The sequence below is a fragment of the Ralstonia mojiangensis genome, from assembly GCF_023955645.1.
Lineage (GTDB): Bacteria > Pseudomonadota > Gammaproteobacteria > Burkholderiales > Burkholderiaceae > Ralstonia > Ralstonia mojiangensis.
Genome location: NZ_JAMXHU010000005.1, coordinates 399301 through 414512 on the forward strand (window position 1 = coordinate 399301; position 15212 = coordinate 414512).

Below are 15212 nucleotides of genomic sequence, written 5' to 3' on the forward strand. Positions count from 1 at the left end.
GGCAGCCGAAGCAATTGACTTTCGTCACAGATTCTTGAAAAACGCATTTTTTATACATCTTTATGGGAAGGGAGCGTACAGAATGCGATTCGTGTTCATTTCGGAACCCGCGCCGACTCAAGGAGATTTCCATGCGCACGAAAACCACCCTAGGCCTGATGCTGATTTGCGCTGCCGTTCTTGCAGCGTGCGGTCAGAAGGAACCCGCCGCGCCGTCGGCTTCCGCCGCTGCGGCACCCGCACCGGCGCAAACCAGTACACCCCCTGCTGCAGCGACGGTTGCCGCAGCGGCGGAGCCAGAGAATGTGCTGGGCAAGCGCACGTTCGGCAACGTCTGCTCGATGTGCCACGCCGCAGGGGTGGCCGGGGCGCCAAAGCCCGGTGACAAGGCCGACTGGGGCCCGCGCATCGCGCAAGGCAAGGACACCCTTTACAAGCACGCGCTGGAGGGGTTCAACGGCAGCAAGGGATCCATGCCCGCCCGCGGCGGATCGACCTTGCCCGACGATGCCATCAAGGCTGCGGTTGACTACATGGTGGCGAAGTCGCAGTAATGCCATGCATCCCCTGCCTCCTTCCAACCTAGCCCGGCGGCGCTGCCTGGCCGGGGTGCCGCTGCTGGCAGTCGGCATGTTCGTACGGCCCGCGCTGGCAGACCCTTTGGTCGAGCGTGCATCCACGCGCTTGCTCGGCACGCAAGTCGATATCGTTGCGCAAGGCGCGACACCGGGCGCCGCCGCTGCCGCCATCTCCGCTGCCTTTGCGGAGATGGCGCGGCTCGAATGCTTGATGAGCCGCTACCGGCCCGACAGCCAGGTCAGCGCACTGGCACGCGCCGCGGGGCGGAACCCTGTACCGGTGGCGCCTGAAGTCATGATGGTGCTCAAGCGCGCCAGACAGGTCGCGGAGCAAAGCCGCGGGGCCTTCGATATCACCGTCGGCGCGTACTCGGGCTGGAACTTTGAGCCCGAGCACGGCCGCATCCCGAGCCCCACGGAGTTGGCGCGTGAGCGGCGCTTCGTCAACTATCGGGACGTGGTTGTGGACGAGCACAACGGCAGCGCTTACTTGCGGCGCCAAGGCATGAAGCTGGATCTGGGTGGCATTGCCAAGCTGCCCATCCTGCAGGCAGGCATACGCGTGCTACGGGAACACGGCATACGCGACGCCATGATCAACGGTGGCGGTGATGTGGTGGCCAGCGGAATGCTGCAAGGACATGCATGGCGCATCGGCCTGCGCGATCCACTTGCGCCGGAGCGGCTGCTGGGCGTCGTCGGCCTCAGCGACGGGGTTGTGGCGTCATCCGGAGACTACGAGCGTTACTTCATGCGCAACGGTCAGCGGTTCCATCACGTGCTCTATCCACAAACGGGTCTACCTTCGAATGGGCCGCATGGCGTGACCCTGATCGCTCGCGACGTAGACGACGTCAACGGCCTTGGCGCGGCGATCATGGCCGCAGGCCACGCCGCCGGGCAACGGATGCTTGCACCGGTGCTCTCGCGGGTGGATGCGCTGATCGGGGGCTCTGGAGATCGGCCTTGGATGTCGGCCGGAATGGCAACGCGCTTGCGGCAGTTCTCTGCAAGCAGTTGACGTTGATGCCGCCCGCTCGGGGTTCGGCAGAAGACGTGCCGGCCCTCGCGGCTGCGAGGGCCCGGCAATGCGGGTTCAGAACCCGAGGCTTTCCAACAGGTCGTCGACCTGTTCCTGGTTCGCAACCACGTCCGGATGATCCGGATTGATCTGCGGGCCGTTGAGCAGCGTTGTCGCAACCTGCGCGGCTTCCACGCGCAGGTGTTCCGGCGCGTTGTCGAGCAGGATGCCCACGAGCTGGCTTTCGATCAGCTGAACCACGTCCAGCACCTTCTTGATCACCTGGCCGGTCAAGTCCTGGAAGTCCTGAGCCATCAGGATTTCCATGAGCTGCTGGTTCGTGTCGCGGGTCTTTTCCGGAACGCTGCGCAGGAAGCCGTTGGTCTGGCCGACGAGTGCACGAATCTCTTCGTCGCCCAGTTGGCGGTCCATCCACGACTGCCAGCGATTGACCAGCGCCTCTGCGTCGGACTCCAGCGCATCTTGCACAGGCCGCGCCGCGTCGATGGCGTTGAGCACGCGAGTGGCCGCCTGCTCGGTCATGTTGGCGATGTAGTTCAGGCGGTCGCGCGCGTCGGGAATGGCCGATGCGGCCTTCTCCACGCCCTTGTCCAGGCCCAGCTCGCGCATGCTTTCGCGCAGCATGCGAGTGAGGTGGCCGATGCGCTGGAGCATTTCCGGCATGTCACCGTGGTCTGCGCCTTCTGCGGCAGGAGCCTGGGCGCCATCGTGCATCTCGCTCATTACGCCCCCTTTTCGAGCTTCTCGAAAATCTTGCCCAGCTTTTCGTCCAGCGTGGCAGCCGTGAAGGGCTTGACCACGTAGCCGTTAGCACCTGCCTGGGCGGCGGCGATGATGTTTTCCTTCTTGGCCTCGGCCGTCACCATCAGCACCGGCAGCTTGCTGATGGCGGTGTTGGCGTCAGCACGGATGCTCTGCAGCATCTGCAGGCCATCCATGTTCGGCATGTTCCAGTCCGAGATCACGAAATCGAACCGGCCTTCCTTGACCTTGGCCAGGCCGGCGGCGCCGTCTTCGGCCTCGTCGACGTTGGCAAAACCGAGTTCCTTGAGCAGGTTACGCACGATCCGGCGCATCGTCGGGAAATCGTCGACGACGAGGAATCGGTACTGGCTCTTGTCCATGGACACAATCTCCGCAAACTAACTGAATTGGGGGGTTTCGGGCTTCCTTGGCAATCTTATCGGCGCCTGGGGCCGATTCTTGAGCGCTGGAATAGTTTGGGGCGCCTGACTGCTGCGCCCCGCAACCAATGTACCCGCAAAGTGCAGCGTTAAACCCGCGTCACGCGGCCATGGGCCGACAGCTTGGCCAGCACATGCGGGCCGATCTGCGACAGCGGCAGGACTTCATGCACGCCGCCGTGGGCCACGGCTTCCTTGGGCATGCCGTAGACCACGCACGACGCCTCGTCCTGGGCGACGTTGTAGGCACCCGCGTTGCGCATTTCCAGCATGCCGACCGCGCCATCCTTGCCCATGCCGGTGAGGATGACGCCCAGGGCGTTGGCCCCGGCGTTGCGCGCGGCGGAGCGGAACAGCACATCCACCGCAGGGCGATGTCGGTTGACCGGCGGGCCCTGATCCAGCTCAGTGACATAGTTGGCGCCGCTGCGGCCCAGCGACAGGTGCATGTCGCCCGGGGCAATGTAGGCGTGGCCGGGCAGCACACGCTCGCCGTGCGCGGCTTCTTTCACGCGGATGCGGCACAGGCCGTCCAGCCGCTTGGCGAACGACGTGGTGAAACCCGCCGGCATGTGCTGCACGATCAGGATGCCGGGGCAATCGGGTGGCATTTCCAGCAGGAAATCCTTGATGGCCTCGGTGCCGCCGGTGGAAGCGCCCACGATGATGAGCTTTTCCGTCGACGAGAAATGGGTACGCGCAGGCGCCGGGGTTGCCGGTGCGTGCTCCGCGCGAACGTGTGCGCCGGGTGCCGGTGCGGTTGCCGAGCCCGCCACCGCAACCGGAGCGGCAGCGCGCGGACGCAGCTTTGCCCGGGCCGCCGCGCGGATCTTGTCGGCAATCTGATCGGCGTATTCGTTCATGCCGTCGCGCATGCCCAGCTTGGGCTTGGCGACAAAATCCACCGCGCCCAGCTCCAGTGCGCGCAGCGTAGCTTCAGAACCGCGCTCGGTCAGCGAAGAGATCATGACCACCGGCGTCGGGCGCAGGCGCATGAGCTTTTCCAGGAAGTCGAGGCCGTCCATCTTCGGCATTTCGACGTCCAGCGTGAGCACGTCCGGATTGGTCTGCTTGATGAGGTCGCGCGCGATGATCGGATCGGGCGCCACACCCACCACTTCCATGTCCGGCTGGCTGTTGATGATCTCCTTCAGGATGCTGCGGATCAGTGCGGAATCGTCGATGCACAGCACCTGAATCTTGCGTTTGTCGTTCATGTTCGGGGAGCAAGTTTTCAGGGATTAGGTGAAGAGTTGCAGGCGCGAGGCTGGCTTCGTCGTGATGGACTTCGACAGCTTGCTGGCGTATTGCGCCTCGCTGTCCAGCTCGGCCGCCGAGTTCTGGGAGCGCAGCTTGCGCACCATGATCTGGCCGGTGGACGGTACGAAATACACCTTGCGCGGGTGCACGTCAAAGAGATCTTTGGCGGCCACCGTCAGGCCTTCGTTGCGCAGGAATTCGAGGACGAACTTGCCGTTGCGCTCGCCCACGTCAAGCGTGCTCATGCCGGCCAGCACGGCCGCGCCGCCAAATACCTTGATCTCAAGGCGCTCGCGCTTGGCGCCTGCCTTGTAGAGCTGGTTGAGCAGCACTTCCATGGCGTGCGTGCCGTAGCGCATGGAGGGCGAGAGGATCGATTCCCCCTCGTTGCGCGAAGGCAGCATGAAGTGGTTCATGCCGCCAATGCCGAGGGTCTTGTCGCGCACGCAAGCGGAGACGCACGAGCCGAGCACCGTGACCAGCATCAGGTCTTCGGTGGTGACGGAATACTCGCCGGGCAGCACTTTCATGGCGCGGCGGCCGAAGGTGGTGTCGTAGTACGCGTGGGTGCTGGCGGCCGATTGCGCGAGCGTGGCCATGGCGCCAGCGCTCATGCCGCTGTTCATGCCGCTATCGCTTCGCACGGTGTCCGTGGCCGATTGCGGCGTCGCGCGTTTGCCGAATTCGATCATCGTGCCCCCATCTTGGCCCGCAGTTCGGGCGCGATTTCGTACACGGTCTTGCCGCGCAGCGACCACGCCTTGGTGACCTGCAGAAAGCTCTCCGAATGGCCGGCAAACAGCAGGCCATCGGGTTTCATCACGTCGATGAAGTGCTCAAGAATCTTGGCCTGCGTGGGCTTGTCGAAGTAGATCATCACGTTGCGGCAGAAGATCACGTCGAATTTCTGCTGCAGCGGCCAATCGCGGTCGAGCAGGTTGATCTGGCGGAAGTCGATCATGGCCTGCAGCTCGGGCCGCACGCGGGCGTAGCCCTCCTGCTTGCCGGTGCCGCGCAGAAAATACTTCTTCAGGCGCTCGGGCGACAGGGCCGCGACCCGCTCCATCGGATAAATGCCGGCACGCGCACGGGCCAGCGCGTTGGTATCCACATCAGAGGCAACCACGCTCACCTGGCTGGGCGACATCGAACCAAAGGCTTCGGCCAGCGTGATGGCGATCGAGTATGGCTCTTCGCCCGTCGACGATGCCGAGCACCACACGGTGAACGGCGTGCGCTTGGCCTTGGCGTGCTCGTGCAGGATGGGGAAGTGATGCTGCTCGCGGAAGAACGCGGTCAGGTTGGTGGTCAGGGCGTTGGTAAAGGCTTCCCACTCATCAGGCAGGTGGCCTTTTTCCAGCGCATCCAGGTAATCGCGGAACGAGCCGAGGTTGACCACGCGCAGGCGGCGGGCCAAGCGGCTGTAGACCATTTCACTCTTGCGATCGGACAGCGAAATACCGACGCGGCGGTAGATCAGGTCGCGGATGCGGCCGAAATCTTCGGCGGTGAATGAAAACTCGCGCGACGCGAGCGTCGGTGAAACTGGCGCCAAGTTTTGTGCTGCCATGGATAACTAACCCCGTGTTTGGCGAGTCTTGATGCCCGCTTTCAGTCGTTGGCGGGCACCGTTACCGCAGGCCGCGCCAAGTTTGCTGTTGGCGAGGCTGGCGTCAGAAGGTGCTCCAATCATCTTCATCGGCAGAACCCGAGGCCAGCTTGAGGGTCGGGGCGGCCACGGCCTCGGAAACGGCTGCCGCAGCCACGACGGCAGCCAGCGGTGCAACCGCCGCATGTGCCTCCAGAGGCGCTTTTTCTGCTTGCGCGACAGCGGGAGCCTGCTCCGGGGCAGCCTCCGGGGACACGGCCGGCTTGGCAGCTTTACGCGACGCCAAGGCGCGCGCCACGGAAGGCACCACTTCGGCCTTTTCCGGGCGGACTTCGCTGCGGACAGCCGGTGCCGAAACAGCAGGCGGCGGCGCCACGGCCAGCTCGGCCGAAGCATCGGTGCGGAACGTCGCCACGGCATTGCGCAGCAGTTGCGCCTGCTCTTCCAGCGACAGGGCGGCAGCGGCGGCCTGCTCCACCAGCGCGGCGTTCTGCTGCGTGACCTCGTCCATCTGGTTCACGGCCTGGTTGACCTGTTCGATACCGGAGCTTTGCTCGTCCGACGCGGCGGAAATCTCGCCCATGATGTCGGTCACCCGGCGCACGGCCACCACCACCTCTTCGATTACCGAGCCAGCTTCAGCCACCAGGGCCGATCCGTTGCGCACACGGCCCACCGAATCGCCGATCAGCTCCTTGATCTCCTTGGCCGCCGTGGCCGAGCGTTGCGCCAGGCTGCGCACCTCGCCCGCCACCACGGCAAAGCCGCGGCCCTGCTCGCCTGCGCGGGCAGCTTCCACTGCGGCATTCAGCGCCAGGATGTTGGTCTGGAAGGCAATGCCCTCGATCACGCCGATGATGTCGGCGATCTTCTTGCTGCTGGCGTTGATGCCGGCCATGGTTTCCACCACGCGGCCTACCACTTCACCGCCCTTGACGGCAATGTCCGACGCGCTGCCCGCCAGTTGGCTGGCCTGGCGCGCGTTGTCCGCGTTCTGCTTCACGATGCTGGTGAGTTCTTCCATGCTGGAGGCGGTCTCCTCCAGCGACGATGCCTGCTCTTCCGTGCGCTGTGACAGGTCGGCATTGCCGGCAGCGATCTGCTTGGTGGCGCTGGCGATGGAGTCAGCCGAACTCTTGATATTGGTGATCGTGCCGGTCAGTTGCTGCTGCATCTGCGCCATGGCGACGAGCATGCTGTCATGGTCGCCGGGGCGGGTCTGCACGTGCACGGCCAGGTCGCCGGCGGCAATGCGGCGGGCAATCTCGGCGGCGTACGAGGGCTCGCCACCCAGCTGGCGCGACAGCCTGCGGGCAATGACCAGACCCAGCACGATGCCGAGCAGCGCACCCGCGCAGGCCATCACCATCATCACAAGACGCGAGCGGTGTGCGTCGTCACGGGCTTTGACGGTGGATGCGGCGGAGACTTCCTCCACCCGCTTGACCATCTTGTCGAGCGTCTTTTCAAACGCAGCGGTGTCGTCCAGCAGGCCGACATTTTCAGCCGTGACGCGGCTGTCGAACTGGGTCGGGTCCAGGCCCTGCTTGTCCATCAACGCCACGAAGTCGGTCATGCGCTTGCCCCAGACAGGGTAGATCGCATCGACTTCGCGGATCATCTTCTTGCCTTCGTCCGAGGTGAACAGCGGGCGCACGTTCTCCACACCGTCTTTCAGGTGCTGCATGCTGTCGGCAATCTGCGTACTGAGCGTCTTGCGCTCGGTGAGCGTGGTGGCAATCAGCAGCGCCGTCTGCGCACGGCTGGCATGCGCCAGGCTGTTGGCCGCGCTGCCCATCTGCGTGATGGCGCGCATCTGCTTTTGCGCCAGCTCTTCGCTCGCTTTGGTCAACTGCGTGATCGTGTAGATGCCCAACCCGCCAATGGCCGCACCCATGGCAGCCACGATCAGGAAACCACCGGTGAGTACCGTGGACACCGGCAAACGCTTGATCCAACCCATGTTGTCTACCTCTTCCTGTTTTTTTATATGCCCCCTAACCGCTATCGGCCTGCGGGGGACGGCTCTTTAGAACCGCCATGGGGTCATGCCACTTCAGAGGGGGGTCACCCCGGCTTCAGCAGGCATTAGCCCAGGCAAAAAAAAACCTGCCCCGGAGGGCAGGCTGCACACCACAAACACACACGAGAGAGCTTTCGCGAGCAGCGAAGATCCCGTGCATACATGGTCAAAAGGTCTCCCAGTCGCTATCGTCGCCGCCTGCGGCAACGAGCTTGGGTACGGGCAACTTGGGCGCTGACGCAGCCGCTTTGGTCACGGCAGCGGCGGCGGTGCGCTCGCGTTGTTGTTCTTTGGCGGAGGCCGGGGCTGCGGTTGCAGCGGCGGTCTTCGCGGTGGGTTCAGGGGTGGTGCGTGCTGCCGCCTTCGGCTTGGCTGCACGGTGCGGCACGGCCTTGGCTTTGGGCGCCGGCCTGGCAGGCACGCGTGCGGCCACCGGCACCGTAGGCACTGCGTTTGCCTGTGCAGCGCCTGGCGTCCGGAACACCGCCACAGCCTGACGCAGCCCGCCGGCCTGCTCCTGCAGGGACATGGCGGCGGCAGCGGCTTGCTCCACCAGCGCGGCGTTCTGCTGCGTACCTTCGTCCATCTGCGTGACGGCCTGGTTGATCTGCTCGATGCCCGCGCTTTGTTCGTCCGACGCCGAGCTGATTTCGCCCATGATGTCAGTCACGCGCTTCACGGCAACGACCACCTCGTCGATCACGCTGCCCGCTTCCGCCACCAGCGTGGAGCCGTTTTCAACACGGCCAACCGAATCGCTGATGAGTTCCTTGATCTCCTTGGCCGCCGTGGCCGAGCGTTGCGCCAGGCTGCGCACCTCGCCCGCCACCACGGCAAAGCCGCGGCCCTGCTCGCCTGCGCGGGCAGCTTCCACTGCGGCATTCAGGGCGAGGATGTTGGTCTGGAAGGCAATGCCTTCGATCACGCCGATGATGTCGGCGATCTTCTTGCTGCTGTCGTTGATGCCGGCCATGGTGTCCACCACGCGGCCCACCACTTCACCACCCTTGACGGCGATGTCCGAGGCGTTGCCCGCCAGCGTGCTGGCCTGACGCGCGTTGTCGGCGTTCTGGCGCACGATGCTCGTCAGCTCTTCCACGCTCGACGCGGTTTCTTCCAGCGCCGAAGCCTGCTGCTCCGTGCGTTGCGAAAGGTCGGCATTGCCGGCGGCAATCTGCTGCGTCGCGCTGGCAATCGAGTCGGAGCCCGAACGCACCTGCCCCACCATCTTCTGCAGGCTTTCCTGCATGCGTTGCAGTGCCTGCAGGAGGCGGCCGGTTTCGTCGGCGCGGTCCACCTGAATGGTGTGCGTGAGGTCGCCCTGCGTGATGTGCTCGGCCTGCTCAATGGCGCGCATCAGCGGCACTGTGATCGAGCGGCGAAGTGCCCACGTCAGGAGCCCGCCCATCAGAATGCCGCCCAGCAGCAGGCCGGCGGTGAGCGCGGTGAGATTGTGGTGCTCGGCCTGGCTGGCTTCGTAGCCGGCTTTGGCCGCGTCCATCTGCAGGCGGTTGAGTGCCGTGACCTTGTCGCCCAGGGGGCGATACAGCGCGGGCATGACGTCCATGACCGTCTTGTTGATGCGCGCTTCGTCGTGCGCTTGCACGGCTTGCATCAACACCTGCGCGCCGTCACGCAGGAAGATGTCGCGCAGGCCCTGGGCCTCGTCGGCCAGCTTGCGTTCATCTGCCGTGGTGGGCAGCGCGCGGTAGCGCTTCCAGGCGGCGTCGGACTTGTCGAGGAACATCTTGGCGCGCTCGATCGTCTTTTCCATGCCGGGCGCGTTGGGCGCCATGGCTGCGCGATCGAGCACGATGCGGAAGCTCAGGAGGTTGGAATCGGATTCGGCCAATGCCACGGTACCCGCCAGTTGCACGGCATAGCCGTCCTGCACGCGGGTGTTGGCGTGTCGCATGCCGATCAGGCCCGTCACGCCCACGATAACGGCGAGCACACCAATGCCCGCCATCATCAGCCCCAAACGGAGCCGGATGGTCATTTTGCTGAACATGCTTCCCTCCCCTAACGGCGCCGCACCAATTGTTACGGTGTCTTGTCGCCCGCCGGGCCCCTTCGGCCCGGCCTCAATTGCTGTGGACACGTACGCCGTGCCCCCAGCCGGATTCATGTCGCGATCAGGCGGCTTCCGCTTCGTCGCACAGTGCCATGTCGGCCGACATCAGCAGGCGCTCGATGTCCACCAGGATCAGCATGCGCTCGTCGATCGAACCCAGGCCACGGATGTATTCCGTGTCCAGCGCGCCCGAGAACTCCGGCGCCGGCTTGATCTGCTGGCTTTGCAGCGTCAGCACGTCCGACACGCCATCCACCACGATGCCGACCACACGGTCCATCAGGTTCAGGATGATGACGACGGTGTACTGGTTGTACTCGACGCGATCGAGCTGGAACTTGATGCGCAGATCAACGATCGGGACGATGATGCCGCGCAGGTTGATCACGCCCTTGATGAAATCGGGTGCATTGGCAATGCGCGTGACGGTCTCGTAGCCGCGGATCTCCTGCACCTTCAGGATGTCGATGCCGTACTCTTCTTGACCCAGCGTGAAGGCCAGGTACTCCTCCCCGCCGGTGTCTTCGCCGATCGCGTGTTCCTTGACTTCCATTGCGGCTCCCCTCGGCCCGTTGGGCCACTAGATTGAATTCGTTGTGGTGGTGGATCCCACCCTGCCCGGGCGTGAACGCTTATGCCGCGGCCATCGCCTCGGTCGAGAAACGACCACCCTGTGCTGCGCCCACCTCGTGCTTTTCGGCAGTAACGGCACGCATCCCGTTTTCTGAATGGCCCGCGCGCGTCTCGCGCATCAATGCCGATACGTCGACGATCAGTGCCACGCTGCCGTCACCCAGGATGGTCGCGCCCGAAATGCCGGGCACGCGGCGGTAGTTGGTCTCGAGGTTCTTGACCACCACCTGTTGCTGGCCGACCAGCTCGTCGATCTGCAGCGCAATCTTCTTGCCTTCCGAATCCAGGATCACGACGATGCCTTCCGACGGATCGGGCAGCGACGGCGTGATGCGGAAGCGTTCGTACATCGGCACCAGCGTCAGGTATTCGTTGCGCACCTTGAGCAGGCGACCGCCGCCCGGCACAGCCTTGATGTCTTCCGGACGCGGTTGCAGCGATTCAGCCACGCACGACAGCGGGAGGATGAACACCTCTTCGCCAGTCTTGACCGACATGCCGTCCAGAATCGCCAGCGTAAGCGGCAGCACGATGCGGATCGTGGTGCCCTTGCCCTTCTGCGACTGGATTTCGACGTAGCCACCCATCGACTGGATGTTCTGCTTGACCACGTCCATGCCGACGCCGCGGCCGGACACGTCCGTCACCTGGTCGGCCGTGGAGAAGCCCGGCGCGAAGATGAGCTGGTTGATCTCGTCGTCGGTCATGTTGTCCGACACGGGCAGACCGCGCTCGCGCGCCTTCTTGAGAATCTTGTCGCGGTTCAGGCCCTGACCGTCGTCGCTCACTTCGATAACGATGTTGCCGCCCTGGTGGGCAGCGGAAAGCAGCAGCTGGCCGGTGGCGTCCTTGCCGGCGGCCACGCGGGCTTCGGGCAGTTCGATACCGTGGTCAAGGCTGTTGCGCACCAGGTGCGTGAGCGGATCGATGATCCGTTCGATCAGGCCCTTGTCCAGTTCGGTCGACTTGCCGAACGTCGACAGTTCGACCTGCTTACCCAGCTTGTGCGCCAGGTCGCGCACCAGGCGTGGGAAGCGGTTGAACACGTAATCCATCGGCATCATGCGGATGGACATGGCGGCCTCTTGCAGGTCGCGCGCATTACGCGTGAGCTGCGACAGGCCGGCAAACAGGCGCTCGTTGAGTACCGGGTCGAAGGCCTGCGCGGTTTGCGCCAGCATGGCCTGCGTGATGACGAGTTCGCCTACCAGGTTGATGAGCTGGTCGACCTTTTCCACGCCCACGCGGATCGACGTTTCGGCGGCCACGGCTGGCTTGTGGTCAGCAGCGGCCGGGCGTGCCAGCGCCGGGGCGGCCGCAGCGGCGACCGCCTGAGCCGGCGCAGCTTCGTTGGCAGCGGGGGCGTGCACTTCCGTCTGCGCGGCTGCGGGCGTCGGTGCAGCAACAACCGGCGCACTGGCTTCGGTCAGGGCCGGCGCCGCGCCACCCACGTGCGGCGTGATGACGATCTGATCCGCATCGATGATGAAGCAGCTCACCGCGATGATGTCGTCGGCGGTGCAGGTGGTCTGCAGCACGATGTCGCTGTTGCGGCCGGTGCGCACGTGGCGCAGCACGGTGCCCAGATGCTTGAGCTCGGTAACGATCAGCTCGCAGTCTTCGTTCGAGACGTTGATGAGTTTGATGTCCAGGCCGCCTTCGATGTCGCCCACGGCGTCGGCCGCAGGCGCTTCGACCACCACCGGTTCCGGTTCAGGTGCAACCACCGGTTCGGGCGTCACCACGGGTGCCGCAGCCGGCGGCGCGGCAGCAACGGGGGCGCCATCCTCGGCGGTCAGGCTGTTGAGCTTGGCCACCATGTATTCGAGCGTGGCCGTATCGATTGGGTGCTCTTGCCGATAGGCATCAAGTTGGCTTTTCAACACGTCTTTCGTTTCCAGGAAGGCATCCACCATGTTTTCGCGCAGCTGCAGGGTACCGGTGCGAGCGCGGTCCAGAATCGATTCCGCCACATGCGTGAGTTCCGTCATGTGCGTGAAACCGAAAGTCGCAGCACCACCCTTGATGGAGTGCGCGCAGCGGAAGATGGCGTTCAGATCGTCAGAAGAAGGGTTGGCGACATCGAGGTTGAGCAGCAGCCGCTCCATGTCGACGAGCAGCTCTTCCGCCTCTTCGAAGAAGGCGCCGAAAAACTGGCTAAGGTCGAGGTTCATATCTGTCGTCTCGGTCGTTTAATGCGTCGATGCAGACCCATGGGTCTGCGCGTGCCATTCGAGCAACTGCATCACCGAATCCGTCAGCCCGTCCGGGTCGAACGGCTTGGGCAGGAAGCCCGTCGCGCCGGCAGCGCGTGCCTGGTCGCGAATCGTGCTGTCAGCCTCGGTGGTCAGCATGAGGATCGGGGTGTCGGCGTAGGCCGGCAGCGTGCGCAGCGCACGAATGAGGGTCAGGCCGTCCATCGACGGCATCACCTGGTCGGTAATCACAAGGTGGTGGCTGCCCTGCGCAAGCGTGCGCGCGGCTTCCAGCGCGGCGGTGCCGTCGCCGGCTTCCGTCACGGCAAAGCCGCACTCGCGCAGGCACGCTGCAATCATGCGGCGGATCGATGTTGAGTCGTCCACCACCAGGATGTGTTTCTCGCTCATTGACTGTTTCTCCCCTCGGCGCTCTTTATGGCTTGGCCGCGCTCACCGCATCCGCCACACCTGTGGCACGTGCAGCGGCGTCGGTCAGCGTGTCTTTGCCGTCGTTGCGCAGGTCGGCCACCGGCTCGACCCCACCCGAGCGCACGGCCTCGGCAGCGCGCGCGTTGAGCACGACGATGCTGATGCGGCGGTTGATCGGGTTGTACACATTCGTCTTATCCAGCGGCACCGAGGCTTCCAGGCCGACCACGCGGCTGACCTTCTCGGGCTTCATGCCGCCGGCCACCAGCTCGCGTCGCGATGCGTTGGCGCGGTCGGCCGAGAGTTCCCAGTTGCTGTAGCCGTGCTGCGTGGCGTACTGCGTGGCGTCGGTGTGGCCGGACAGGCTGATCGGGTTGGGCACGTCGTTCAGCGCCGAGCCCAGCTCGCGCAGGATGGTGCGCATGTACGGCTGCACCTCGGCGCTGGCGTTGGCGAACATCGGGCGGTTCTGCTGGTCGACGATCTGGATGCGCAGGCCTTCGGTGGTCATGTCGATCAGCAACTGGTGCTTGAACTGGCTCATCACCGGGTTCGTCTCGACCATCTCCGCAATCTTCTGCTTGAGCTTGTTCAGCGCCGCATCGTCCGACTCATCGCGGATGTTGCGCTGGCGCTGCACCGTCGGGCTGGGGCTCGGGTTCGGCTGCGGCATGCTCTGCTTAACGGACGGGCTGCCCTGCAGGATGCTGGACTGGTCGCCCGAACCGGCGCCACCGAACAGCGCCACTTTCAGCGGCGTGCGGAAATACGTTTCGACCGACGACAGCTCGGCCTTGGTGACCGAGCTGAGCAGCCACATCAGCAGGAAGAACGCCATCATGGCGGTCACGAAATCGGCGTAGGCGATCTTCCACGCGCCACCGTGGTGGCCGTGTCCGCCTTTCTTGTTGCGCCGAATGACAATGAAGGTCGGCGTGCTGGACTTGCTCATGGTCCGCTCCCGGTTTGTACTGTGTGGTTAGTGGCGCAGCTCGTTGGCTGTGCTCTTGTGGTCGTAAATATCGTTTTGAACCCGCTCAGGATCCGTAGCGAGCAGGCCCGAGGTTGGCGCGAGAAGCGCAGCCGTACACGGGTACGGTGAGCATCGCAGGGCCAAGATCGGGGCGCGCAGTAGGATCATGAGTGGGTTCAGGCTGTCTTGGCGCCACGGACGTGGTCTTCCAGCTCGGCAAAGGACGGGCGCTCGGTCGAGAACAGCACCTTGCGGCCGAATTCCACGGCGATGGCCGGGGCGTAGCCGTTCATGCTGGCCAGCAGCGTCACCTTGATGCACTGGAACAACTTGGTCGATTCTTCGGCGCGCTGCTCCAGCAGCGAACCCAGCGGCCCGATGAAGCCGTACGCCAGCAAAATGCCGAGGAACGTACCGACCAGCGCCGAGGCGATCAGCTTGCCCAGCTCTGCCGGCGGCAGGCCGACCGAGCCCATGGTGTGCACCACGCCCATCACGGCGGCCACGATGCCGAAGGCCGGCATGGCGTCGCCAACTTTGGTGATGATGCGAGCGGGTTGTTCGGCTTCGTGGTGGTGGGTGTCGATTTCCTGGTCCATCAGCGCTTCGATCTGGAACGGATTCAGGTTGCCGCCCACCATCAGGCGCAGGTAGTCGCAAATGAAGTCCAGCGCATGGTGATCTGCCTGGATGGCGGGGTAATTGGCGAACAGCGCGCTTTCGTGCGGGGATTCGATGTCGGCTTCGATCGACATCATCCCTTCGCGGCGGATCTTGGACAGCACCACGTACAGCAGCGCCATCACTTCCATATAGAGGGCCTTGGTGTACTTCGAACCCTTGAACAGGCCGGGCAACGCCTTGACGGTGGCGTTGATGGCCTTTTTGTCGTTGCCGACCACGAAGGCGCCAATGCCGGCGCCGAAGATAATCAGCAGTTCGGTCGGCTGAAACAAGGGCCCGAGGTGTCCTCCGGCCAGCATGTAGCCGCCGAACACCGACGCGAGAATCACGATGTAACCGATGGCAACTAACACGGGGCGAACTCCTGAATGGGCGATCCTTCGATCAATACAAGAGGGAATAACGGCATCCCCCCGGTTAACTGAAGGCTTGAGCGCCTGGTTTTGCTGCTGCGCGGCGCTTGGAAAACCCAGCCGCCGCGCCCTTCTCCATCAAGAACGGCAACAAAACGGGCGGCTTGAGCAC

Annotated in this window: 14 protein-coding genes; 2 read left to right on the top strand and 12 right to left on the bottom strand. The window is 64.3% G+C overall.

What is annotated here, in order from left to right:
* Positions 1 to 131: 131 nt before the first annotated feature.
* Together NG898_RS22235 and NG898_RS22240 are read left to right on the top strand one after the other, a co-directional pair.
* Positions 132 to 554, top strand: coding sequence for a c-type cytochrome (locus NG898_RS22235; RefSeq protein WP_252694465.1), 423 nt, complete (start codon positions 132 to 134; stop codon positions 552 to 554).
* Positions 555 to 558: 4 nt separating this feature from the next.
* On the top strand, positions 559 to 1599 hold the full coding sequence (locus NG898_RS22240) for an FAD:protein FMN transferase (RefSeq protein WP_252694466.1): 1041 nt from the start codon (positions 559 to 561) through the stop codon (positions 1597 to 1599).
* Positions 1600 to 1674: 75 nt separating this feature from the next.
* On the opposite strand, the gene cheZ is transcribed toward NG898_RS22240, so the two are convergent.
* The 12 genes from cheZ to motA form a co-directional block, all read right to left on the bottom strand.
* Entirely contained in the window at positions 1675 to 2343 is a 669-nt protein-coding gene (gene cheZ, locus NG898_RS22245) for a protein phosphatase CheZ (RefSeq protein WP_092972198.1), read from the bottom strand.
* Positions 2343 to 2744, bottom strand: coding sequence for a chemotaxis response regulator CheY (gene cheY, locus NG898_RS22250; protein WP_004627759.1), 402 nt, complete (start codon positions 2742 to 2744; stop codon positions 2343 to 2345). Before cheY ends, cheZ begins: the two co-directional genes overlap by 1 nt.
* 149 nt (positions 2745 to 2893) lie before the next feature.
* Positions 2894 to 4021 carry a protein-glutamate methylesterase/protein-glutamine glutaminase gene (locus NG898_RS22255; RefSeq protein WP_252694467.1) on the bottom strand — a complete coding sequence of 376 codons (1128 nt, stop codon included), beginning with the start codon at positions 4019 to 4021 and terminating at the stop codon, positions 2894 to 2896.
* A gap of 24 nt (positions 4022 to 4045) precedes the next feature.
* Complete coding sequence (gene cheD / locus NG898_RS22260) at positions 4046 to 4663, bottom strand: chemoreceptor glutamine deamidase CheD (protein WP_175537135.1); 618 nt, start codon at positions 4661 to 4663, stop codon at positions 4046 to 4048.
* An 89-nt stretch (positions 4664 to 4752) separates the two neighbouring features.
* Entirely contained in the window at positions 4753 to 5634 is an 882-nt protein-coding gene (locus NG898_RS22265; RefSeq protein WP_024978415.1) for a CheR family methyltransferase, read from the bottom strand.
* Positions 5635 to 5737: 103 nt separating this feature from the next.
* Positions 5738 to 7636 (bottom strand): methyl-accepting chemotaxis protein, encoded by a 1899-nt coding sequence (locus tag NG898_RS22270; RefSeq protein WP_252694468.1) that lies wholly within the window; start codon positions 7634 to 7636, stop codon positions 5738 to 5740.
* A gap of 226 nt (positions 7637 to 7862) precedes the next feature.
* Positions 7863 to 9707, bottom strand: coding sequence for a methyl-accepting chemotaxis protein (locus NG898_RS22275; RefSeq protein WP_252694469.1), 1845 nt, complete (start codon positions 9705 to 9707; stop codon positions 7863 to 7865).
* A 124-nt stretch (positions 9708 to 9831) separates the two neighbouring features.
* Entirely contained in the window at positions 9832 to 10323 is a 492-nt protein-coding gene (locus NG898_RS22280; RefSeq protein ID WP_092972203.1) for a chemotaxis protein CheW, read from the bottom strand.
* Between the two features lie 79 nt (positions 10324 to 10402).
* On the bottom strand, positions 10403 to 12577 hold the full coding sequence (gene cheA, locus NG898_RS22285; RefSeq protein ID WP_252694470.1) for a chemotaxis protein CheA: 2175 nt from the start codon (positions 12575 to 12577) through the stop codon (positions 10403 to 10405).
* 18 nt (positions 12578 to 12595) lie between these two features.
* Positions 12596 to 13009 carry a response regulator gene (locus NG898_RS22290; protein WP_092972205.1) on the bottom strand — a complete coding sequence of 138 codons (414 nt, stop codon included), beginning with the start codon at positions 13007 to 13009 and terminating at the stop codon, positions 12596 to 12598.
* Between the two features lie 25 nt (positions 13010 to 13034).
* A complete protein-coding gene (motB, locus tag NG898_RS22295; RefSeq protein ID WP_252694471.1) occupies positions 13035 to 13982 on the bottom strand; it encodes a flagellar motor protein MotB in 948 nt (315 codons plus the stop codon).
* 197 nt (positions 13983 to 14179) lie between these two features.
* Positions 14180 to 15040, bottom strand: coding sequence for a flagellar motor stator protein MotA (motA, locus tag NG898_RS22300; RefSeq protein WP_021192846.1), 861 nt, complete (start codon positions 15038 to 15040; stop codon positions 14180 to 14182).
* Between the last annotated feature and the right edge of the window lie 172 nt (positions 15041 to 15212).

Excerpts from the sequence above, each read along its gene's own strand:
- NG898_RS22235 (WP_252694465.1), top strand. The coding sequence starts at position 132 with ATGCGCACGAAAACCACCCTAGGCCTGATGCTGATTTGCGCTGCCGTT.
- NG898_RS22240 (WP_252694466.1), top strand. The coding sequence starts at position 559 with ATGCATCCCCTGCCTCCTTCCAACCTAGCCCGGCGGCGCTGCCTGGCC.
- cheZ (WP_092972198.1), bottom strand. The coding sequence starts at position 2,343 with ATGAGCGAGATGCACGATGGCGCCCAGGCTCCTGCCGCAGAAGGCGCA.
- cheY (WP_004627759.1), bottom strand. The coding sequence starts at position 2,744 with ATGGACAAGAGCCAGTACCGATTCCTCGTCGTCGACGATTTCCCGACG.
- NG898_RS22255 (WP_252694467.1), bottom strand. The coding sequence starts at position 4,021 with ATGAACGACAAACGCAAGATTCAGGTGCTGTGCATCGACGATTCCGCA.
- cheD (WP_175537135.1), bottom strand. The coding sequence starts at position 4,663 with ATGGCCACGCTCGCGCAATCGGCCGCCAGCACCCACGCGTACTACGAC.
- NG898_RS22265 (WP_024978415.1), bottom strand. The coding sequence starts at position 5,634 with ATGGCAGCACAAAACTTGGCGCCAGTTTCACCGACGCTCGCGTCGCGC.
- NG898_RS22270 (WP_252694468.1), bottom strand. The coding sequence starts at position 7,636 with ATGGGTTGGATCAAGCGTTTGCCGGTGTCCACGGTACTCACCGGTGGT.
- NG898_RS22275 (WP_252694469.1), bottom strand. The coding sequence starts at position 9,707 with ATGTTCAGCAAAATGACCATCCGGCTCCGTTTGGGGCTGATGATGGCG.
- NG898_RS22280 (WP_092972203.1), bottom strand. The coding sequence starts at position 10,323 with ATGGAAGTCAAGGAACACGCGATCGGCGAAGACACCGGCGGGGAGGAG.
- cheA (WP_252694470.1), bottom strand. The coding sequence starts at position 12,577 with ATGAACCTCGACCTTAGCCAGTTTTTCGGCGCCTTCTTCGAAGAGGCG.
- NG898_RS22290 (WP_092972205.1), bottom strand. The coding sequence starts at position 13,009 with ATGAGCGAGAAACACATCCTGGTGGTGGACGACTCAACATCGATCCGC.
- motB (WP_252694471.1), bottom strand. The coding sequence starts at position 13,982 with ATGAGCAAGTCCAGCACGCCGACCTTCATTGTCATTCGGCGCAACAAG.